The sequence below is a fragment of the Pseudomonas sp. B16(2017) genome (assembly GCF_002113205.1).
Lineage (GTDB): Bacteria > Pseudomonadota > Gammaproteobacteria > Pseudomonadales > Pseudomonadaceae > Aquipseudomonas > Aquipseudomonas pharyngis.
Map to the genome: position 1 here is coordinate 201,747 of NZ_NEKA01000010.1, position 21,792 is coordinate 223,538.

The 21,792-nt window shown below is 60.8% G+C and carries 19 protein-coding genes; 4 read left to right on the forward strand and 15 right to left on the reverse strand.

What is annotated here, in order from left to right; genetic code table 11:
• Nucleotides 1-17: 17 nt before the first annotated feature.
• Together CAG25_RS18935 and CAG25_RS18940 are read left to right on the forward strand one after the other, a co-directional pair.
• On the forward strand, nucleotides 18-707 hold the full coding sequence (locus CAG25_RS18935; RefSeq protein WP_085612628.1) for an energy-coupling factor ABC transporter permease: 690 nt from the start codon (nucleotides 18-20) through the stop codon (nucleotides 705-707).
• Between the two features lie 65 nt (nucleotides 708-772).
• Nucleotides 773-988, forward strand: coding sequence for a hypothetical protein (locus CAG25_RS18940; protein ID WP_007959584.1), 216 nt, complete (start codon nucleotides 773-775; stop codon nucleotides 986-988).
• Nucleotides 989-994: 6 nt separating this feature from the next.
• Here CAG25_RS18940 and yacG read toward each other — a convergent pair whose 3' ends face one another.
• Genes yacG through pilB form a run of 5 tightly spaced genes read right to left on the reverse strand, consistent with a single transcriptional unit; the run spans nucleotide 995 to nucleotide 5,606 of the window.
• Complete coding sequence (gene yacG / locus CAG25_RS18945) at nucleotides 995-1,195, reverse strand: DNA gyrase inhibitor YacG (protein WP_039771664.1); 201 nt, start codon at nucleotides 1,193-1,195, stop codon at nucleotides 995-997.
• Nucleotides 1,192-1,815 carry a dephospho-CoA kinase gene (coaE, locus tag CAG25_RS18950; RefSeq protein WP_085612629.1) on the reverse strand — a complete coding sequence of 208 codons (624 nt, stop codon included), beginning with the start codon at nucleotides 1,813-1,815 and terminating at the stop codon, nucleotides 1,192-1,194. The genes yacG and coaE overlap by 4 nt, the downstream gene beginning before the upstream one ends.
• Nucleotides 1,812-2,684 carry an A24 family peptidase gene (locus CAG25_RS18955; protein ID WP_085612630.1) on the reverse strand — a complete coding sequence of 291 codons (873 nt, stop codon included), beginning with the start codon at nucleotides 2,682-2,684 and terminating at the stop codon, nucleotides 1,812-1,814. The genes coaE and CAG25_RS18955 overlap by 4 nt, the downstream gene beginning before the upstream one ends.
• Before the next feature lies 1 nt (nucleotide 2,685).
• The gene (locus CAG25_RS18960) at nucleotides 2,686-3,903 is read right to left on the reverse strand and encodes a type II secretion system F family protein (RefSeq protein ID WP_085612631.1); all 1,218 of its coding nucleotides are present in this window, start codon (nucleotides 3,901-3,903) and stop codon (nucleotides 2,686-2,688) included.
• Nucleotides 3,904-3,905: 2 nt separating this feature from the next.
• A complete protein-coding gene (gene pilB, locus CAG25_RS18965; protein ID WP_085612632.1) occupies nucleotides 3,906-5,606 on the reverse strand; it encodes a type IV-A pilus assembly ATPase PilB in 1,701 nt (566 codons plus the stop codon).
• Nucleotides 5,607-5,832: 226 nt separating this feature from the next.
• On the opposite strand from pilB, the gene CAG25_RS18970 reads away from it, so the two are divergent.
• Both CAG25_RS18970 and CAG25_RS18975 read left to right on the forward strand, forming a co-directional pair.
• The gene (locus tag CAG25_RS18970; RefSeq protein WP_085612633.1) at nucleotides 5,833-6,270 is read left to right on the forward strand and encodes a pilin; all 438 of its coding nucleotides are present in this window, start codon (nucleotides 5,833-5,835) and stop codon (nucleotides 6,268-6,270) included.
• Between the two features lie 296 nt (nucleotides 6,271-6,566).
• Nucleotides 6,567-6,923 carry a BON domain-containing protein gene (locus CAG25_RS18975; RefSeq protein ID WP_011335977.1) on the forward strand — a complete coding sequence of 119 codons (357 nt, stop codon included), beginning with the start codon at nucleotides 6,567-6,569 and terminating at the stop codon, nucleotides 6,921-6,923.
• Nucleotides 6,924-7,092: 169 nt separating this feature from the next.
• Here the strand turns inward: CAG25_RS18975 and CAG25_RS18980 are convergent, their stop codons facing one another.
• The 10 genes from CAG25_RS18980 to CAG25_RS19030 form a co-directional block, all read right to left on the reverse strand.
• Nucleotides 7,093-7,389: a DUF2845 domain-containing protein gene (locus CAG25_RS18980; protein ID WP_074691468.1), complete on the reverse strand. Its 297-nt coding sequence runs from the start codon at nucleotides 7,387-7,389 to the stop codon at nucleotides 7,093-7,095.
• A complete protein-coding gene (locus CAG25_RS18985) occupies nucleotides 7,389-10,340 on the reverse strand; it encodes a DUF748 domain-containing protein (RefSeq protein WP_085612634.1) in 2,952 nt (983 codons plus the stop codon). The genes CAG25_RS18980 and CAG25_RS18985 overlap by 1 nt, the downstream gene beginning before the upstream one ends.
• Nucleotides 10,341-10,449: 109 nt before the next feature.
• Entirely contained in the window at nucleotides 10,450-11,466 is a 1,017-nt protein-coding gene (locus CAG25_RS18990) for a class I SAM-dependent rRNA methyltransferase (protein ID WP_085612635.1), read from the reverse strand.
• A 145-nt stretch (nucleotides 11,467-11,611) separates the two neighbouring features.
• A complete protein-coding gene (acs, locus tag CAG25_RS18995; protein ID WP_085612636.1) occupies nucleotides 11,612-13,549 on the reverse strand; it encodes an acetate--CoA ligase in 1,938 nt (645 codons plus the stop codon).
• A gap of 114 nt (nucleotides 13,550-13,663) precedes the next feature.
• On the reverse strand, nucleotides 13,664-15,328 hold the full coding sequence (pgi, locus tag CAG25_RS19000; RefSeq protein WP_085612637.1) for a glucose-6-phosphate isomerase: 1,665 nt from the start codon (nucleotides 15,326-15,328) through the stop codon (nucleotides 13,664-13,666).
• A 348-nt stretch (nucleotides 15,329-15,676) separates the two neighbouring features.
• Nucleotides 15,677-16,537: a pantoate--beta-alanine ligase gene (gene panC, locus CAG25_RS19005; RefSeq protein WP_007959604.1), complete on the reverse strand. Its 861-nt coding sequence runs from the start codon at nucleotides 16,535-16,537 to the stop codon at nucleotides 15,677-15,679.
• A complete protein-coding gene (panB, locus tag CAG25_RS19010) occupies nucleotides 16,534-17,334 on the reverse strand; it encodes a 3-methyl-2-oxobutanoate hydroxymethyltransferase (protein WP_039771642.1) in 801 nt (266 codons plus the stop codon). Before panB ends, panC begins: the two co-directional genes overlap by 4 nt.
• 397 nt (nucleotides 17,335-17,731) lie before the next feature.
• Nucleotides 17,732-18,217, reverse strand: coding sequence for a 2-amino-4-hydroxy-6-hydroxymethyldihydropteridine diphosphokinase (folK, locus tag CAG25_RS19015; protein ID WP_085612638.1), 486 nt, complete (start codon nucleotides 18,215-18,217; stop codon nucleotides 17,732-17,734).
• Nucleotides 18,218-18,220: 3 nt separating this feature from the next.
• Entirely contained in the window at nucleotides 18,221-19,621 is a 1,401-nt protein-coding gene (locus tag CAG25_RS19020) for a polynucleotide adenylyltransferase PcnB (protein ID WP_064599472.1), read from the reverse strand.
• A 734-nt stretch (nucleotides 19,622-20,355) separates the two neighbouring features.
• On the reverse strand, nucleotides 20,356-21,792 hold the full coding sequence (locus tag CAG25_RS19030) for a sigma-54 dependent transcriptional regulator (protein WP_085612640.1): 1,437 nt from the start codon (nucleotides 21,790-21,792) through the stop codon (nucleotides 20,356-20,358).

Consider the following 21,792-nt stretch of genomic DNA (forward strand, 5'->3'; position numbering starts at 1 on the left):
ATGAAGGTGATGGGATCATGATCGGTGCAGAACTGCTGTCATCGAGCAGTCTGACCCTCGGCTGGCTGATTTACCTGCCGGCGCTGCTCTGGGCGATTGTCCGCGCACCGTGGGTCGAGCTGTTCAGCGACAACCGCCGTCAGCATTTGCTGTTCGGTACGGTGTTCGCGTTGTTTCTGCTGTGGCTGGTGCGCAGGGATTTCGACACCGGCGTGTCTTACCACTTCATCGGCATGACGGCGGTGACACTGCTGCTGGACTGGCCACTGGCGATCGTCGGCGCACTGGTGGCCCAACTGGGGCTGGTGCTGCTGGGGCGACAGGATCTGGTGGCCGTCGGGGTCAATGGCACCTTGCTGATCCTGTTGCCGGTGCTGATCACCGAATGCGTCGCGATTCTGGTCGAGCGCGCCCAGCCGCGCAATCCGTTCGTGTACATCTTCTGTTCCGGTTTTTTCGCCGCGGCGCTGTCGGCGTTGTCGTGTCTGACGCTGAGCCTGACCTTGCTCTGGTACGACGGCCTCTTTGCCATGCCGGAATGGCTGGAGGATTTCATCGGTTACCTGTGGCTGCTGATTTTTCCCGAAGCCTTCATCAACGGCATGGTGGTCAGCGCGCTGGTGGTGTTCTGCCCGGAGTGGCTGGAGACCTTCAACCGCACCCGCTACCTTTCGGCGCCCTGGAAGGACGACGATCCCAAGTCTTGATCCACATCAAATCCACTCTGCGCGCGGCATTTCATGCTCGGCCAAATTCCTTCAGGAGCAGCGGCATGAGCGTGTACGAGTGGGCGAGGCAGGAAACCCGGCAGAGTCTGGAGATGGCGCAGGAGGTAGGGTTCGATCCGGGCCTGAGCCTGCGCGCCTTGCTCAGCGCTGTGGTGCAGCAGAGCAAGGCGGTGCGCAACGCCGAAGACCTGGCCGACGAGTTGCGTTTTCTGGCGGAAAACCTCGACGACGATCAGGACTACGGCTTCATGCGGCCCTGAACGGGATCAGTGACGCGGATCGAAATCGCCGGAAAACAGTTCGTCCTCGGCATCCGGGGCGACCGGAATCTTGTGTTCTTCCGACGCCCAGGCGCCGAGGTCTATCAGTTTGCAGCGGTCCGAGCAGAACGGACGGAATTTGTTTTCCGGGGTGAATTCCACGGGCGCGCCGCAAGTCGGGCAGTTGACGGTTGGGGTCTGGCTCATGATTGGCCTCCGGATAAAGTCAGGTAAAAGTGATGCAGGCGCTCGACCTCGCTGTGCAGCCAGGCGAGGTCGCGGTCGTTGACCACCACGTCGTCGGCACGGCTGACGCGGTCTTCGCGGCTGGACTGGGCCTTGAGGATCGCCTGGACCTGCTCTTCGCTGGTCTGGTCACGCTGCAAGGTGCGTTCGATCTGCAGTTGTTGCGGGGCGTCGATTACCAGGATGCGTTGGGTCATCGCGTATTGCCCGGATTCGATCAGCAGCGGCGAAACCAGAATCGCATAAGGCGATTTTGCCAGCGCCAGGTGATGGGCGATTTCTTCGGCGATCAACGGATGCAGCAAGGCCTCAAGCCAGCGCCGTTGCTCCGGCACCTCAAAAATCAGTTTGCGCAGGGCTGCACGATCCAGCGTGCCGTCGGCCTGCAACACATCGGGGCCGAAGTGTTCAGCGATCTTCGCCAGCGCCGGGCGGCCCGGTTCGACCACCCAGCGCGCCGCGTGATCGGCGTCCACCACGTGGATACCAAGATCAATGAAGTGCTGGGCGGCGGCGCTTTTGCCGCTGCCGATGCCGCCGGTCAGGCCGAGAATCCAGGGTTTTTCCGCAGGGGTATTCATTTCAAACCGACAAACTGCCAATAGAAGCCGGTTATTTGACCACCCCAGAGCAAGGCAATCCAGCCGGCAATTGCCAGATACGGGCCGAAGGGGATCGGCGTCGAGGTTTTCTGGTCGCGCAGCTTGAGCAAAATCACCCCGAGCACGGCGCCCACCAGCGAGGACAAGAGGATGGTCAGCGGCAGAATCTGCCAGCCGCCCCAGGCCCCGAGCAGCGCCAGCAGCTTGAAATCGCCGTGACCGATGCCGTCCTTGCCGGTGATCAGTTTGAACAGCCAGAACACCGACCACAGCGCCATATAGCCGAGCACCGCGCCCCGCACGGCGTCGTGCAGCGGCACGAACAGCTCGAAGCTGTTGACGATCAGCCCCAGCCACAGCAACGGCAGTACCAGCACGTCAGGCAGCAGTTGGTGCTCGATGTCGATCAGGCTCATGGCCAACAGGCCCCAGGTCAGCACGATCAACAGGCACGCCGGCCAGCCGAAACCCAGGTGCCAGGCGATGAACGCCGAGAGCAGGCCGCAGGCCAGTTCGGTCAGCGGGTAACGCTTGCTGATCGGTGCGCTGCAACTTGAACAGCGCCCGCGCAGGCACACGTAACTGAACAGGGGAATGTTTTCCCACGCACGGATCCGGTGGCCACAGTGCGGGCATTGCGAGTGCGGCAGCATCAGGTTGTAGGTGGGCAATGGCGATTCACCGGGCAGGCCCAGTACATCGTGAGCCTGCTGGCGCCATTCGCGCTCGAGCATTTTCGGCAGGCGCCAGATCAACACGTTGAGGAAACTGCCGACCACCAGCCCCAGCAGCAGGGCGGTGAAGACAAAGGCCAGCGGATACAGGCTGAGGAGTTCGTCGATGGGCATGTCAGATCGCTGAGCCGAGTTGGAAGATCGGCAGGTACATCGCCACCACCAGACCGCCGACGATCACCCCCAGCACCACCATGATGAACGGCTCCATCAGGCTGGTGAGGTTGTCGACCATGTTGTCCACTTCGTCCTCATAGAAACCTGCGACCTTGTCGAGCATCTCGTCCAGTGCGCCGGACTCTTCGCCGATGGCGGTCATCTGCACCGCCATGTTCGGAAAGATACCCGTGGAGCGCATCGAGAAATTCAGCTGCATGCCGGTAGAGACGTCCTGGCGGATGCGCAGCACGGCACGCTTGAACACCACGTTGCCGGTGGCACCGGCCACCGAGTCCAGCGCTTCCACCAGCGGCACACCGGCGGCGAAGGTAGTCGACAGGGTCCGGGCAAACCGCGCCACGGCGGACTTGTACATCAATGTGCCCACCAGCGGCAGCTTGAGAAACCAGGCGTCGCGTCGATCGCGCAGGGCCTGGGATTTTTTCAGGGCATGGCGGGTGCCGAAAAACGCGGCCACCAGCGCACCGAGAATCGCCCACCACCATTGCTGCATGAATTCGGACAGGCTGATCACCATCAGCGTGAAGGCCGGCAGTTCGGCACCGAAGCCGGAGAACACCGACTGAAACTGCGGCACCACCTTGACCAGCAGAATCCCGGTGACCACCGCCGCCACCAGCACTACGGCGGTCGGGTAGGTCATGGCCTTCTTGATCTTGGCCTTGAGGCTTTCGCTCTTTTCCTTGTAGGTCGCGACCCGTTCCAGCAGGGTGTCGAGGGCGCCGGACTGCTCGCCGGCATCCACCAGGTTGCAGTACAACTCGTCGAAATACTGCGGCTTCTTGCGCAGCGCGGCGGCGAAGTTGTTACCGGCGGCGACCTCCTGTTTCACCTCGTCCACCAGCTTGCGCATGGCCGGGTTTTCGAAGCCTTCGCCAATGATGTCGAACGACTGCAACAGCGGTACGCCGGCCTTCATCATGGTCGCCATCTGCCGGGTGAACAGGGCAATGTCCTGGGCCTTGATGCGCTTGCCGAAGCTCAGCAGCGAGGCGGATTTCTTGCGCACCTTGCCCGGGTTGATGCCCTGCTTGCGCAACTGGGCCTTGACCAGTGCGGGGTTCTGGCCGCTCAACTCGCCGGTTACCTTGCTGCCTTTACGGTCCGTGCCTTCCCAGGCGTAGACGCTGACTTTTGCTGCCTTGACCGCCATGTTCAGTCCTTGGTGACCCGGTTGATTTCTTCAAGGCTGGTAATGCCTTGCATGGCCTTGATCAGGCCCGAGGTACGCAGGTCATTGAAGCCGTCCCGGCGCATCTGGGTATCGATTTCCAGTGAGTTGCCCTCGGCCATGATCAGTCGTTGCAGATCGGGGGTGTTCTTTACCACTTCATAAATCCCCACGCGACCCTTGTACCCGCCGTTGCAGTGATCGCAACCGGCGGGCTCATAGATCGTGAAATGGCCAATGCGTTCCTCGGGGAAGCCTTCCTTGATCAGGGTCTCGCGTGGGATCTCGATGGGTTTCTTGCAGTGGCTGCAGAGTTTTCGCGCCAGACGCTGGGCAATGATCAGGCTCACCGAGGTCGCGATGTTGAAGCCGGGGATGCCCATGTTGTGCAGGCGGGTGAGGGTCTCTGCCGCGCTGTTGGTGTGCAGGGTGGACAGCACGAGGTGACCGGTCTGGGCGGCCTTGATCGCGATTTCGGCGGTTTCGAGGTCGCGGATTTCGCCGACCATGATCACGTCCGGGTCCTGACGCAGGAACGAGCGCAGGGCCTGGGCAAAGTCCAGTCCCTGACGGGGATTGACGTTGACCTGGTTGATGCCTTCCATGTTGATTTCCACCGGGTCTTCGGCCGTGGAGATATTGATGTCGACGGTATTGAGGATGTTCAGCCCGGTGTACAGCGACACGGTCTTGCCCGAGCCGGTGGGGCCGGTCACCAGAATCATGCCTTGCGGCTGTTTGAGGGCGGCCATGTACAGGTCTTTCTGCTCCGGCTCGTAGCCGAGGGCATCGATGCCGATCTGGGCGCTGGACGGGTCGAGGATCCGAATCACCACTTTCTCCCCCCAGAGGGTGGGCAGGGTGTTGACCCGGAAATCGATCGACTTGCTTTTCGACAGACGCATCTTGATCCGCCCGTCCTGGGGTTTGCGTCGCTCCGAAATGTCGAGGCTGGCCATTACCTTCAAGCGTGCAGCGATGCGCCCGGCCAGTTGAATCGGCGGCTTGGCCACTTCCCGCAGAATGCCGTCGGTGCGCACCCGCACCCGGTAGTTCTTTTCGTAAGGTTCGAAGTGCAGGTCGGACGAGCCGCTCTTGATCGCGTCCAGCAGCATCTTGTGCACGAAGCGCACCACCGGGGCATCGTCGGCGTCGATCCCGCCGAGCGTGTCCTGCCTGCTGTCGTCGACCGACTCGATGTCCAGCCCGTCGAGATCGACATCGGCCATTTCCTCCAGGCCGGTGGCGTGGGTGTCGAAGAATTTTTCGATGGCGTCGGTGAGCTTGTCGTCCTCGACCAGAATGGCTTCGGTGCTCAGCCCGGTGCTGAACTGAATGTCGTTGATCGCCTGATGATTGCTCGGGTCGGAAATCCCCACGAACAGTTTGTTGCCGCGTCGCCAGAGGGGCAGGGCGTGGTGCTGGCGCACCAGTTTTTCGCTGACCAGGCCTTTGGGCTGGGTTTCCTTGTCGAGGCAGTTGAGGTCGAGAAATGCCATGCCGAAATGCTCCGAGGCAATTTCCGCGACCTGCCAGCTCTTCACCAGTTTGTTCTGCACCAGGTAACTGACCAGCGACAGGCGATTGCGCTGCGCCTGTTGCCAGGCCTGCTGGGCACTCTTTTCCGTGAGCAATTCGGCCTGGACCAGTTGTTTGGCCAGACCGCTCAGAGTGATGTCATTCATGGGGTTTCCACGTGCTTGCCGTTCATGACTTATAGCCTAGTCAAGTGACAGCGCCATACACGTGGAGTGCGGGTGACAAAAAGTGTCAGATAGTGCGGTTACGGGTTGTAGGAATCGGCATGTCAGCCGGATGGCGCCCAGCGGGTATGGGTTGCCAGCGTTTGGCACGGGCTGTGCTGAGTCTTGAACAGATCATGAGATTTCGACTCATGCATGGAGCGTGTCTATGAATAAACAACAGGGTTTCACTCTGATCGAGCTGCTGATCGTCGTGGCGATCATCGGTATTCTCGCGACTGTGGCGCTGCCGCAGTACTCCAAATATCAGGCGCGGTCGAAGGTGACGGCGGGGTTGGCGGAGATCAGTGCGATGAAGGTGCCGTTCGAGGACACCATCAACCAAGGTACCGCTCCGGATATAACCAATGTGAATGGCGGTACAGCCGCCACCTCCAACTGTACGTTGACGGTTACAGGTACTGCGGCGACTGGCGCTGGCACCATTACATGTACGCTGGTTAATGCACCAGGTCCGGTGCTGGGTAAAACCATTACGCTCACCCGCTCTGGCGCGGGCACGGGTGCCACGTCGGGTGTCTGGACATGTGCCTCGACGGTCAACAATGAATACGCGCCGAGAGGTTGCCCTGGCAGTGGCGCTTGATACATAAGCTGACAGCAGGAATGCCCCGCAATGCGGGGCATTTTTCATTGCGCGACACTTCACAAAAGCTTCAATAATTTCAGGCTGTTAGGAACTTTCCGGAAAGCCGCAACTTGCATGTAGATATTTCTCGACTCATGCAATTTGCATGATTCCGAAAAAATGCGACATTTGTAAGTTGTTGATTTATAAGGTTTTAATGTAATTTTGAAAGTTGGCACAGCGTTCGCAATATCTCCAGTAACCCTGCTGACAAGACATCCAGCAGACTTTCCAGAAAAACAGGAGTTACTCGTATGAAGAAGTTCGCTATCACTGCCGCTGCTGCTACCGCGCTGACCCTGACCATGGCTTCGGGTGCATTTGCTCAATCGACCCAGACCACTCAGGCTCCAATGACTCTGGCTGCCGGTGAAGTCACCAAGGCTAAAGAAGCTACTTCCGATACCTGGATCACCACCAAAGTCAAAAGCGACCTGGTAACCGAAAAAGGCATTCCTGGTACCGACATCAAAGTTGAAACCAACAAAGGTGTGGTTTCCCTGTCTTCTGACGTCGCAATCACCGAAGCTCAGAAAACCACCGCTGTGAACATCACCAAGAAAATCAAAGGCGTGAAAGCGGTCTCCGCTGACGGCCTGAAAGCCGAGTAAGGCAAGACTTCTCGCCTGGACCGGGAGAAGACGCGACAGGCGGGCCGAGCAATACGTCTGCCGCACTTTAGAGTTCATGCGACCGGCCACACGGAATGTGGCCATTACAGGCCCCGGCATTCATGTCGGGGCCTGTTCTATTTCAGGGGCCGGAAAAAGGCGCGGAAGGTCAGTTGCCGCGCTTGCTGTTGATCTGTTTCAGGCGATTGCCTTCAAAACGCAGGTATTGATACATGCCGTTGCTCGGGCCGTAGGTCCACTCCTCGACCTGAAACTCCTCGCGACGGTTGGCGCTGCGCTTGTAACCGAGCAGGTCGCGACCGACCGGCTCACCACATTTTTGCAGCACCTCGCTGGCGCGGTCGCCAAGGCTCACCAACTGGCTGCCGCAGCGCAAGGTATCGGACGCCGCAGCCTGGCTGGCGAGAAACACCAGCCCCAGTGCAGCCAGCCACTTTGGGTTCATCACTCGGCATCCAGATGCATTTGTGTCACTACCCGGCCGTCGCTTTCCGCTTCGCCGAGGTTGGCGTCGATGAAGTACACACGATCATCGGCCAGTTGGCCCTTGTCCACCAGATAGTCTTTGATACTGCTGGCACGGTCCTGACCGAGCTGGCGCAGCAGCACATCGCTGGAACTCCAGAACTTGATCACATCCGCACGCATTTTCGCGGTGCGTTCTTCCTTGCCCAGATCCTTCCATTCGGCCGGTGGCTGGGTTTTCAGGCGGGTGCGATAGATGCCCTCAAGCAGTGGGCCTTTTTCGTTATCCGGGACCTGGATCAGCGAAGCCTGCGCCGGCACCTTGTCGCCACGGCGCTGGAGCATCTTGTAGTAGTTGTACTGGTATTCACGTTCCAGGCGCTGTTCCGCGAGCAACGGGCCATCACTGCTTTTTGCCGCGGTGCCTTCGATTTCCAGGCGCAGGGCCGGACGTTCCTTCAGCGCTTGCGACAGCTTCACCAGCGCCGCTTCGGCGTCTTTGCTCAGGTCGCTGGAACCCGGTGCAAAGGACACGGTGCCGAGGTCTTCCGACCCGCCACCGCTGACCAGGCCGCCGATCAGCTTGAACGGTGCGGCGGCAGCCTTGACGATCAGATTGCGCAGGGTCTGCCAGACAATCGGCATCACGCTGAATTGCGGATTGTTCAGGTCACCAGTGACCGGCAGTTCGATGGAAATCTTGCCGTCGACGTCCTTGAGCAGGGCGATCGCCAGTTTCAGCGGCAGGCTCACGGCATCCGGGCTGTCGACTTTCTCACCCAGTTGCAGCTGCTCGACCACCACTTTGTTCTCGGCCTTGAGCTGGCCTTTGGTGATCAGGTAATGCAGGTCGAGGTTAAGTCGGCCCTTGCGAATCCGGTAGCCGGCGAACTTGCCGGAGTAGGGCGTCAGGGTGGTCAGTTCGACCCGTTTGAAACTGGTGGCGATGTCGAGGCTGGCCATCGGGTCGAACGGGTTGACCGCGCCTTTGATGGTCACCGGCGCATAGCGGTCGACCTTGCCCTTGATGTCGACGCTGGCCGGTTTCGCCTGACGGCTGTCGATGGTGCCGATCTGGCCGTTGAGTTGCTGGACCGCCGTGGCGAAGTTGGGGGTCAGGCTGAAGTCGGCGAAGTTGGCCGAGCCGTCGTTGATCGCGATGCCGCCGATGTGAATACCCAGCGGTTTGTCATTGCTCGCCGGTTTCGCCGCGGCGGTCTTCGCCCCGGAATCGGCCGGCTGCGGAATGAGCAGGTCGTCGATGTTGGTGGTGCGATCATCGTTGATCATGAACCGCGCATACGGCTGGAACAGGTTGACCCTGTCGATCGACAGGCTGTCGCCATGTTGATAGTTCAGGCCTTCGACCACCACTTGCTGCCACTTCAGGAAGTCGCGGGTTTTCAGGGTGTCGAGGGTGTGCAACTGATCGATCTGAGCACGACCGGTGACGCTGAGGGCCAGCGGGTCAGTGCTTTTCAGGTTCACTTTCAGGTCGCTGCCGAGCATGCCGCTGCGCAGTTCGAGACGAATGAACGGGTTGATGTAGGACTGGGCGACCCGCAGATCGATGTCCTGGGTTTTCACGTTGAGCTGTGCGGTGACCGGCGCCAGGTTGACCACGCCATCGGCGCTGATCTTGCCTTGCTTGCCCAGCCCGGTGTCGAGCCTGAGGTTGAAGGGCGAGCCGTTGAGGCTGTCGAAATTCTGCAGATCGACGTTCAGCGGCGTGACATCCAAAGTGACTTCCGGCTTCGCCGAACGGTCGGCCAGATGCACTTTGTAGTCACGCAGTTGCACGTCCGTGATCAACACTTGCCACGGTTTGCTCGGCGCGGTCGGCTCCGGTTTCGGCGAGTCGGCGGCGGCCGGGGTGGTTTTCGGTTCCGCCGCAGCTTTGGCGGCAGGTTTCGACGGCTGGCTGGCGAACAGTTTTTGCCAATCCAGTTGGCCGTCCGCTTCCAGGGCTGCCCAGGTTTCCAGTTTCTGACTGCGGATCTTGCCGACCACCACTTGCTGCTTGGCCAGGTCCACCGTGGTGTCGCTGACGTCGAGACGCTCGAGTTTCGCCAGCGGGCGTCCGTCCGGCGCCTTGATGGCGAACGGCGCGATATTGACCGCCACGTTGCTCAGCAGCAGTTCGGTTTCCTTGGACAGGTTGAGCTTGTAGTCGGTGCTCAGGCTGACGACCCCGTTTTCCAGCACCAGTGGCACGGCATCACGCACGTAGGGCCAGAAGGCCTTCATCTGGCCGTCGGTGATCTTGAGCGTGCCTTCGGAAGCGATCGGTATCAGGCTGAAGTTGCCTTTCCAGTCGATCTGCCCACCGGCCGGGCCGATCGCGACGAGGGTCATGTCGGCGTTGTCTTCGGGCAGGGTGCTGAGGTTTTTCAGCTCGAAGTCGAGCTTGTCGTACAGAAATTCGATCGGCTCGCTGGGCCGCGCATCCACAAAATGCAGGTTGCCGCCGGCCAGCTGGATCCGGTCGATGCGCAGCGGAAACGGTTTGGCGTCGGGATCGGCCGGGGTGGGCTCGCTGGCCGGGAGCTTGAACAGACCGAGGAGGTTGAGCTGACCGTCCTTGGCGAACAGGATCTCGGTCCTGGATTTTTCCAGTTCGATGTCGGACAGATGCAGGGCTTTGGTCCACAGGCTGTCGAGTTGCAGGTTGGCATACAGACGTTCGAAGCCGACCTGTTCCTTGCCCGGCTCGCCGATCACCAGGCCCCACAGCGTGAGTTCAAGGCTGAACGGGTTGAGTTCGATACGTTGCAGATGCGCCGGCACCGTGGCGTAGTTGGCCAGTTGCTGATTCACCACCCTGAGCGCAATGACCGGCAAAATCAGGAACCCCAGCAGGCTGTAGAGGGCCAGGGCAGTCAACAGGGCGCCAATCGCGCGAATCAATCCTTTGGGCATGTGCGGCTTCATCTGTCTGAATCGGAGTGCCTTGGAGTATGGCACGCGATTCCGGTTCCGAAGCAATTGCCCATGCTCAGGATTGTTCAGATATTTCCGTGGGAAATTTCCTTGGTAACGCTTAGAGCTGAAGGATCAGGGTCTTCAGCGGTGGCTGCTGATCCAGCGACGGGAAGTCGCGGCCCGGGGTCATCACGCTCCACTCACGCACCGGCCGCCCGGCTTTTTCCGCGCAGCGCAGCACCTGCTCGCGCCAATCGTCCATGCTGACTTTCGCCAGGTTGTTGCAGCAGATCAGCACGCCATTCTCGGCGGTTGTCAGCAGGGCCGGCTTGAGCAGGCTTTGATAATCGCGCAGCAGGTCGACGGTGCCGAAGGCGCTCTTGGCCCACGCGGGCGGGTCGAGCAGCACCAGATCGTACTGACGCTCCTCGAGGCGTTGATAGCTCGGCAGTTTCTGCCCGCGACGCTGGTTGATCGGCAGGCCGGCCAGTTGGCGGATGGCCGGGAAGTAGTCGGACTGGATGAATTCCATGGTCGGCAGTTGCGGATTGAGCAAGCCGTTTTCGCGGCCGACCGCCAGATTGCCCTCGGCGAAATCCAGGTTGCACACCTCGCGTGCACCGCCGGCTGCTGCGCTGAGACCGACGCCGCAGGTGTAGGCAAACAGGTTGAGCACGCTTTTGCCCTTGGCGTGATCCTTGACCCAGCCGCGGGTGTTGCGCAGGTCGAGGAACAGCAGCGGATCCTGCCCGGCGTGGCGTCCACGCACACGATAATTCAGGCCCCATTCGTGGCCGACCAGATCGGCCAGCGCGGCGTCGTCGGCGCGGTAGACGCTGTCTTCACGATCGATCCGCGAGTTGCCACGGGAGCGGTCGTTGTAGACCAGCAGGGTTTCCAGGCCAAGAGTCTGGTTGACCATGGCGTGCAGTTGCAGCAGGTCTTCACGCGCCAGGGTCTGGTGGAAGCTTTGCACCATCAGTTGCGGGCCGTAGCGGTCAATGGTCAGGCCGCCGGCGCCTTCCTGGCTGCCGTGGAACAGCCGATAGCAGTCGGTGCCCTGGCGGTGCAGCTCGGCGAGCAGATCCTGGCGTTGATCGAGAGCGGCGCGCAGCGCCAGGTTCAAGGAAGACATGCGGGCGCCTTGCTGGAGGAAATCGGGGCGCGGGAGTTTAGCAGTTTGGCAGGCACTCGAGGGGTTCCCATCGCGAGCAGGCTCGCTCCCACAGACGATCATAAGTCCTTGTGGAAGCGAGCCTGCTCGCGATGTGTTTGCGGTCTTACTGGTTCAAGCGTTTATCGATCAAGCCCTGCACCACGCTCGGATCCGCCAGGGTTGAGGTATCGCCGAGGCTGTCGAGCTCGTTGCAGGCGATCTTGCGCAGTATCCGCCGCATGATCTTGCCCGAGCGGGTCTTCGGCAGGGCCGGGGCCCACTGGATCAGGTCCGGTTTGGCGAAGCTGCCAATTTCCTTGCTGACGTGGGCCAGCAGTTCTTTCTTCAGTTCATCGCTGGGCTCGGTGCCGTTCATCGGAGTGACAAAGGCATAAATCCCCTGGCCTTTGACGTCGTGTGGATAGCCGACCACAGCGGCCTCGGCGATGCTGTCGTGCAGCACCAGCGCGCTCTCTACCTCGGCGGTGCCGATGCGATGGCCGGAGACATTGATCACGTCGTCGATGCGCCCGGTGATCCAGTAATCGCCGTCCTCGTCACGGCGGGCGCCGTCGCCGGTGAAGTAGTAACCGGGGTAGGGCTTGAAGTAGGTGTCGACCATGCGCTGCGGATCGCCGTAAACGCTGCGGATCTGCGCCGGCCAGCTCGACTTGATCGCCAGCACGCCACTGCCGGCGCCCTGGATTTCCTTGCCGTGTTCATCGAGCAGCACCGGTTGTACGCCGAACATCGGTTGGGTGGCGCAGCCCGGCTTGATCCGCTGGGCGCTGACCAGCGGGCTGAGCATGATGCCGCCGGTTTCGGTCTGCCACCAGGTATCGACAATCGGGCAACGCTGTTCGCCGACCACGTTGAAATACCATTCCCACGCTTCCGGATTAATCGGCTCACCGACACTGCCGAGCAATCTGAGGCTTTGCCGCGACGTTTCCTGCAACGGCCCGGCGCCTTCACGCATCAACGCGCGCAGGGCAGTGGGGGCGGTGTAGAAGATGTTGACCTTGTGTTTGTCGATCACCTGCCAGAACCGCGAAGTGCTCGGGTAGCTCGGCACGCCTTCGAAGATCAGGGTGGTGGCGCCGTTTGCAAGCGGGCCGTACACGATATAGCTGTGGCCGGTGACCCAGCCGACGTCGGCGGTGCACCAGAACACTTCGCCGTCGCGGTAGTCGAGCACGTACTTGAAGGTCATCGCCGCCTGCAGCAGGTAACCGCCGGTGGTGTGCAGCACGCCCTTGGGTTTGCCGGTGCTGCCGGAGGTGTAGAGGATGAACAGCGGGTCTTCTGCGTCCATCGGTTCCGGCGGGCAATCGTCGCTGACGTCGCGCACGGCCTGGTGATACCAGAGGTCGCGGCCTTCGACCCAGTCGACTTCGTTCTGGGTGCGCTCGACCACCACGACGGTGCTGACATTCGGGCAACTCTGCAGGGCCTTGTCGACATTCTGTTTCAGCGGCACGAATTTGCCACCGCGCACGCCCTCGTCGGCGGTGATCACGGTGCGGCAGTCGGCGTCGAGAATGCGGTCGCGCAGGGAGTCCGGAGAAAAACCGCCAAACACCACCGAATGAATCGCGCCGATCCGCGCGCAGGCGAGCATCGCGTAGGCCGCTTCGGGGATCATCGGCATGTAGATGCACACCCGGTCGCCTTTTTTAACGCCACGGCTCTTCAGCACGTTGGCCAGGCGGCAGACATGGTGATGGAGTTTGCTGTAGGTGATTTGTGTCGATTCGGCGGGGTCGTCGCCTTCCCAGAGGATGGCGGTCTGATCGCCGCGCTTTTCCAGATGGCGATCGATGCAGTTGTAGCTGACGTTCAGCTTGCCACCGGCAAACCAGGCGGCTTCGCCGGTCTTCAGGTTATAGCGCTGGACGGTCTGCCACGGCGTGCTCCAGTCGAGGAAGCGGGTGGCCTGTTCGGCCCAGAAGGTACTGGGGTGTTCAATCGATTCGCGGTACAGGCGCTGGTAGTCGTCCTGACTCAACTGTGCAGCCCGGCGGACGGCATCGGCTTTGGGGAACGTGCTGATATCGAACATGACGGTTCCTTATTCTTGTTGTGCGACAAGGATAAAGATGCGCCGAGAGCGGGGAGGGTTCAATACCTGTAAACAAACACCCCCTCATGGCGAGGGGGTGTGTTCGGGGCTGGATCAGCCGCGGTGACGGCCGCGGAAGTAGTTGATCAGGCCTTGGGTGGACGCGTCTTCGGCGGCGGTTTCTTCGCTGCCGACCAGACGGTTGTACACGCCCTTGCCCAGTTCCTTGCCCAGTTCCACGCCCCACTGGTCGAAGGCGTTGATGCCCCAGACCACGCTTTGCACGAAGACTTTGTGTTCGTACATCGCCACCAATGCGCCGAGACGGCGCGGGCTGATGCGCTCGACCACCAGGGTGTTGCTCGGACGGTTGCCCGGGATCACCTTGTGTGGTGCGAGTTTCTGCACCTGGTCCTCGCTCATGCCCTTGTCGCGCAGTTCAGCTTCGGCTTCCGGCAGGGTCTTGCCGAGCATCAGCGCCTGGCTCTGCGACAGGCAGTTGGCGTACAGCCATTGATGATGGTCGGAGACCGGGTTGAAGCTGACGATCGGCACGATGAAGTCGGCCGGGATCAGTTGGGTGCCCTGGTGCAGCAGCTGGTGGTAGGCGTGCTGACCGTTGCAGCCGACGCCGCCCCAGATCACCGGGCCAGTGTCGGTCGACACTGCGGTGCCGTCCTGACGCACGCTCTTGCCGTTGGATTCCATGTCCAGCTGTTGCAAGTGCTTGGTGATGTTACGCAGATAGTGGTCGTACGGCAGGATCGCATGGCTTTGCGCGCCCCAGAAGTTGCCGTACCACACGCCGAGCAGGGCCAGCAGCACCGGCATGTTCTGTTCGAACGGCGCGCTCTGGAAATGCTGGTCCATGGTGTAGGCACCGGACAGCAGTTCCTTGAAGTTGGACATGCCGATGGCCAGCGCGATCGGCAGGCCGATGGCCGACCACAGCGAGTAACGACCGCCGACCCAGTCCCACATCGGGAAGATGTTTTCTTCGCGGATACCGAAGGCCACGGCTGCCGCGTTGTTGCTCGATACGGCAATGAAGTGGCGATACAGCTCGGCTTCAGAACCGCCCTGGGCCAGGTACCAGGCGCGTGCGGCCTGGGCGTTTTTCAGGGTTTCGAGGGTGTTGAACGATTTCGACGAAACGATGAACAGCGTGGTCTCGGCGCGCAGTTTTTGTGTCAGTTCGTGGAACTCGCTGCCGTCGATGTTCGCCAGGTAATGGCAACGCACGCCTTTCTGGGCGTAGGACAGCAGGGCTTCGGAAACCAGTTCAGGGCCGAGGAACGAGCCACCGATGCCGATGTTCACCACGTCGGTGATCGGCTTTTCGGTGTAACCGCGCCACAGACCGTCGTGGATGCGGCCCACGAGATCGGTGATCTGGTTCAGCACCTTGTGTACTTCAGGCATCACGTTGACGCCGTTGACCGACAGCTTGTCGCCGACCGGGCGACGCAGGGCGGTGTGCAGCGCCGGGCGGCCTTCGGAGGAGTTGACGATTTCGCCGTCGAACAGGGCCTTGATCGCGCCTTTGAGATCGACTTCGTTGGCCAGACCCACCAGCAGGTTGCGGGTCTCGGCGTTGATCAGATTCTTCGAATAGTCGAGAAACAGTCCGCAGCTGCTGAGAGTGAACTGATTGAAGCGCTGCGGATCGGCGTTGAAGGCTTCGCGCATGCTGAAATCCTGCATGGCTTGGCGGTGATCTTTCAACGCTTGCCAGGCAGGCAGAGCGGTAACGTCATGAGGAGTGCGGTAGTACGCCATCGCTGCGGTTTTCCTTTTTACTTGAACGGCCTTTTGAACTCTGAAAAGACCTCCCCGCCATGTTTGGGCGAGGGGGCAACTGCGTCGACACGATTACCTTGGCGCAGGGCGAATACAGTAAACCCAGCGCCGCGATCTGTCTTGGCTTTGTCTGACCTGTTTTCGGTACTTTTTTAACATTGATAACAGACGGGGCCGACAGACGGCGAGTAATGCGAGCAAGTCCGTGCTTTTGCGCGCAGTGGAACGGCGGGCAGTTTGCCCGATGGTCAGGTGCTCAGCAATACAGTCTGGAAGTGGGTACAGACGCTGTGGGAGCGGGGTTGCTTCCACAGCGTCTGCCGGTGTTCAGGCGGGGGTATCGAGATTCAGATGCAGGTTGTCTATCAACCGGGTGGTGCCGAGGAAGGCCGCGACCAGAATCACCAGATCGCGATCCTCTGCCGTTGCCGGACGCAGGGTCAGGGCGTGGCGAATTTCCAAGTAGTCAGGACGCAGGCCGGCGGCTTCCAGTTGCTGGCGTTGCGCCTGGATCAGGGCAGGGAAGTCGCGCTCGCCTTGCTTGATCGATTCGGCAATGCTGCTCAGGGTGCGATAGACCACCGGCGCCACGGCGCGCTGTTCTTCACTGAGGAAACCGTTGCGCGAGGACAGCGCCAGACCGTCGGCGGCGCGTACGGTCGGCTCGCCAATGATCTGGATTGGCATGTTCAGGTCGTGCACCAGCGCGCGGATCACTGCCAGTTGCTGGAAGTCTTTCTGGCCGAAGATCGCCAGGTCTGGCTGGACCATGTTGAACAGCTTGCTGACCACCGTCGCCACGCCTTCGAAATGCCCCGGACGGCTGGCGCCGCACAGGCCTTCGGACAGTTGCGGCACGCTGACCCGGGTCTGACCGGCCATGCCGTCGGGGTACATTTCCTCGACGGTCGGGGCGAACAGCAGATCGCATCCGGCTTCCAGCAGTTTTTCCTGATCCGCCGCGAGGGTGCGTGGGTACTTGTCGAGGTCTTCGCCGGCGCCGAACTGCAGCGGGTTGACGAAAATGCTCGCAACCACGAAGTCCACGCGCTGGGTGGCCTTGGTGATCAGCGCGATGTGGCCGCTGTGCAGGTTGCCCATGGTCGGCACGAAGCCGATGCGCTTGCCTTCACTGCGGGCGCGCGCCACGGCGGCGCGCAGTTCACGTACGGTTTTGACGGTGTTCATGCAGAGAATCCGTGTTCGATCCCGGGGAAAGTGGTGGCTTTGACTTCACTGACGTAAGCCTTCAGCGCGGACTGGATGCTGTCCTGACCCTGCATGAAGTTCTTCACGAACTTCGGCACGCGGCCGCTGATCGACAGGCCGAGCATGTCGTGCAGTACCAGCACCTGACCGTCGGTGTCGCTGCCGGCGCCAATGCCGATCACCGGAATCTTCACGGCCTGGCTGATTTCAGCTGCCAGTTCGCTCGGCACGCATTCGAGCAGCAGCATGGCTGCACCGGCCTGCTCCAGCGAGATCGCGTCGGCGCGCATCTGGCGAGCCTGGTTTTCGTTGCGACCCTGCACTTTATAGCCGCCGAGAATGTTCACGGCTTGCGGGGTCAGGCCCATGTGGGCGCAGACCGGCACACCGCGCTCGGCCAGCAGGCGGATCGAGTCCGCCAGCCACAAGGCGCCTTCGACCTTGACCATGTGCGCGCCGGCCTGCATCAGCAGGGCGCTGTTGGTCATGGTTTGTTCGAGGGTGGCGTTGGCCATGAACGGCAGGTCGGCCAGGATCAGGGCATCAGAGTTGCCGCGTTTGACGCTGGCAACGTGGTAGGCCATTTCTGCGGTGGTCACCGGCAGGGTGCTGTCGTGACCCTGCAGGACCATGCCGAGGGAGTCGCCCACCAGCAGCACTTCGACACCGGCCTCGTTGCAGGCGTGGGCGAAGGTCGCGTCATAGCAGGTCAGCATGGTGATCTTTTCACCTTTCTGCTTGAGGCTCTGGAGCGTGGTCAGGGTGATGGCTGGCATGTAAGAAATCCTCGTTCAGGCGCTTTGGAAACTACTGCGAGTAACGCGCGTGATTCGTCATCTATTCAGGCGCACGCTCTTTTGTCGTGCTTATAAGGCCTGGATTGCGCCCTTGTATGCCGGGTTGGCGGCAGCGGGACGCCTATAGTCGTGATGAGGCCTCAGGAAGTCAATTGCATGTGTTACCGCATTGTTACGAGGGGAGTGTTACCGGCGTTACTGATGCGATTCAGCGGGCCGGGGGGCCTGATCTGCGGTTTTTTTGTCCGACAAAAACCGGGATTTGGACAGGTCGATGTGGGAGCGGGCTTGCTCGCGAAGGCGTCGTGTCAGTCAGCATCTTATTGAGCTGATACACCGCATTCGCGAGCAACCCCGCTCCCACAGGGGATAGATGTCAGGGGTGGGGAAGGCGTTCGAGGCCGACGAACGGGCAGGCGGCGAGAAGATCCGCAAGAGTGCGGCCATCGGCCAGACGCAGATCATCGGGAGCCAGTTCGGCCAGGGGATAGAGAACGAACGCGCGTTCCTGCATGTGGTAATGCGGGACTTTCAGGCGCGGTTCGTCGATCAGGCGATCACCGAACAGCAGAATGTCCAGATCCAGCGTGCGCGGGCCCCAGCGCTCCAGGCGTTCGCGGCCCTGATCGTTTTCGATCGCCTGCAAGGCATCGAGCAAATCCAGCGGGGCGAGCGCGCTGTCGAGCGCGGCAACCGCGTTGGTATAACGCGGTTGCCCCGGCAGCAGGGAGTCGCTTTGGTAGAAGGCAGACACGCCGACCAGTTCGGTATCGGGCAATTGCCCCAGCGCGTCGACCGCGCTGCGCAGTTGTTCGGCCGGGTCAGCCAGGTTGCTGCCCATGCCGATGTAGATGCGCTCCATGCCTTATTCGCCCGTGGCGCTCGGTGCGCCGGCACGTTTGCGTTTGGAACCGCTGCTGCGACGACGCTTGCGCGGTGCGCCGCTGGCGTCATCACCCTTGCCGCTGAGGTCACGGATCATGTCGCGACGTTCGCTGTCGTTGGCGTCCTGATAATCGGTCCACCATTCGCCCAGGCCATCGGTCTGCTCGCCAGCGCTTTCACGCAGCAGCAGGAAGTCGTAGCCGGCGCGGAAGCGCGGATTGTCCAGCAGCAGGTCGGCGCGTTTGCCGCTGCGGCGTGGCAGGCGTTCCTGCATGTCCCAGATCTCGCGGATCGGCATGGTGAAACGTTTTGGAATGGCAATGCGCTGGCACTGCTCGGCGATCAGTTCGTGAGCGCCTTCCTGCATCGCCGGAATCGGCGGCATGCCGCGCTCTTGCAGACGCAACACGCGGGCCGGCAGGGCTGGCCACAGCAGGGCGGCAAACAGGAACGCCGGGGTCACCGGTTTGTTCTGCTTGATCCGCAAGTCGGTGTTGGTCAGTGCTTCGCTGATCAGCGTGTGGGTGTATTCCGGGTTGTGTTCCAGCGCATCGGCACTGGCCGGGAACAGCGGCGCGAACAGTTGCAGGTCGACCAGCATCTCGAAGGTGATGGCGCCGTGACCGGAGAGGAACAGCTTGAGCACTTCCTCGAACAGGCGGGCTGATGGGATTTCGCGCAGCATCGGTGCCAGCTCGCGGATCGGCTGGACGGTGTGCTTTTCGATACCGAAATTGAGCTTGGCGGCGAAACGCACGGCCCGCAGCATCCGCACCGGGTCTTCCTGGTAACGTTTCTTTGGGTCGCCGATCAGGCGGATCAGGTGGTTGCGGATGTCGTGTACGCCGTTGGCGTAGTCGAGGATGCGCTCGCTGACCGGATCGTAATACAGGGCGTTGATGGTGAAGTCGCGGCGCTGCGCGTCTTCTTCCAGGGTGCCGTAGACGTTGTCACGCAGAATGCGCCCGCTCTCGTTGCGCGAGGACTGGTTGCTGTCTTCGTCGTCTTCGTTTTGCGGGTGATTGGCGCGGAAGGTCGCGACTTCAATGATTTCGCGGCCGAAATGGATGTGTACCAGCTTGAAGCGGCGACCGATGATCCGCGCATTGCGGAATTCGGCGCGGACCTGCTCGGGGGTGGCGCTGGTGGCGACGTCGAAGTCTTTGGGCGTGATGCCCAGCAGCATGTCTCGCACGCAACCGCCAACCAGGTAGGCCTGGTAGCCGGCGCCCTGCAGACGTTCGACGATGTTGACCGCGTACCGGCTGAATTGCGCCTTTTGCAGCGAATGTTGGCCGCTGTTGAGGACTTCAGGCGTGCTACGGATGTGTTGCGTACGACGCAGGGGAGTTCGGAATGACTGGAACAGCTTCTTCAGCATGGGATGCACTGTTTGAAGGAATGTTCGGCCATACCAGAGAATGACCGCATGATGGGCCGGGATTCTAGCATTTAGTCGAGGGATGGTGTAGGACGCTGCCGTTTTGCGCTGCAAGCCGCGGGCTAGAGGGGTGTGGGAGTGTGGTGGAGGAGAGATTTACCGTAAGGGAGAAACTACAAGGGGAGCCGAAGCTCCCCAAGAAGTAGTTGCGTGCTCTTTTTATTATTGATTCGGGCTTCTTGTTTTTGTTGAGTGCCCTCGTCATGAAGCTTTTCCTTCATGACCCTCCCAATCGGGAGCCAAGAGCAAACGGATTGCTTTGGTCGCTGTGTTGCAGTGATCTTGCGATCCAACCAGTACAGGCTCTGTCTTAAGACAGTTTTTGTTGTTCTCGGCCTGGTCGTGGGGCTAGCCCCAAATACAACGCCTCTCCAAAAGAATCAGTTAGCTGCGCCTCTCGCCGTCTTGTTTTTATTGTGCGTGAGTCGATTCGTCTTATTTTTATTGTCTTGTGCATTGCTTGTTATTGTTCTTGTACCAAACATATAGCAGGTGCCGTGCCAACTTTTGCGAACCCCAATAAAACAAGGGGTTAGGTCGATATAACCGTTTTCGCAGGGCGAAAAAAAGCCGGGGTTTCGTTACCGATAACCCCGGCTTCTGTTACGTGAAAAGACTGAGGTAACAGTTTTTTCACTTCTTTAGCGGTTACCCGCACATTCGACAGGTAACGTTCAGCTCTCGCTGGCGACCCCGGTCTTGCGCCGCGGAATGCCCAGACGCTGACGGCGTTCCCACAGGCATTTGCGACTGACGCCCAGTTTGCGCGCCAGTTCGGTCTCGGTCATGTGGTCCTGATGCTCGAGCACGAAATGCTGGAAGTAGTCTTCCAGTGACAGGTCTTCGGTCGGTTCGTGGCTGCTGTTGCTGGCGTTACCGGCCGGTTGCGCCGGCAGGCCGATGAATTCGTCGTCCTCCAGATCGCCCAGTTCGATGTCGATCCCCAGCAGGTCGGCAGAGATTTCCGGGCTTTCGCTCAGAATCACCGCGCGCTCGACGGCGTTTTCCAACTCCCGCACGTTACCCGGCCAGGAATAGTGCCGGATCGCCTGTTCGGCATCGGCGGCAAATTTCAGGTCGGTGCGGTTGATGCGCGCGCTCTGACGAGCGAGGAACGCATTGGCGATTTCGTTGACGTCGGCGCCGCGCTCGCGCAGGGCCGGCAGTTTCAACGCGATCACGTGGAGGCGGTAGTACAAGTCTTCACGGAACTGGCCGATTTTCGCCAGGCTCTTGAGGTCACGGTGGGTCGCCGCGATCAAGCGGACATCGACTTTCTGTGACTGGACCGAGCCCACCCGGCGAATTTCGCCTTCCTGCAACACGCGCAGCAGGCGAGCCTGGGCTTCCAGTGGCAACTCGCCGATTTCGTCGAGGAACAGCGTGCCGCCGTCCGCCGCTTCCACCAGACCGGCGCGACCGGCGCTGGCACCGGTGAACGCACCTTTCTCGTGACCGAACAGTTCGGACTCGATCAGGCTTTCCGGAATGGCGGCGCAGTTCACCGAGATCATCGGCGCCTTGGCGCGTTTCGACAGGTTGTGCAGGGCGCGGGCCACCAGCTCTTTACCGGTGCCGGACTCACCCTGGATCAGTACGTTGGAATCGGTCGGCGCGACTTTACGGATCTTGCCGTAAAGATCCTGCATCGGCGGACACGAGCCGATGATACCGATTTCGCCGTTGCTGTTGTCGATGGCGGATTTGCCGCTGCCATTGGCCGGTTTGGCAGCAGCTGCCTCGCCGGCGGCAGGCGCCGATTGGCGATCACGCAGGATCCGCGCGACAGCCTGAAGCATTTCATCGTGGTCGAAAGGCTTGGCGATGTAGTCCACCGCGCCCATCTTCATCGAGTCGACCGCCGAGCGCAGGCTGGCGTAGCTGGTCATGATCAGCACCGGCGTGCCTTGGCCGAGCTTGATCAGCTCGGTGCCGGGAGCGCCCGGTAGTCGCAGGTCGCTGACGATCAGATCGAATGTGGGAATACTGAAGCGTTCTTGTGCTTCCTGCACTGAACCGGCTTCGCTGACCTGGTACTGGTTGCGTTCCAGCAGGCGGCGCAAGGCGGAGCGGATAATGGTTTCGTCTTCGACGATCAAAATGTGCGGCAT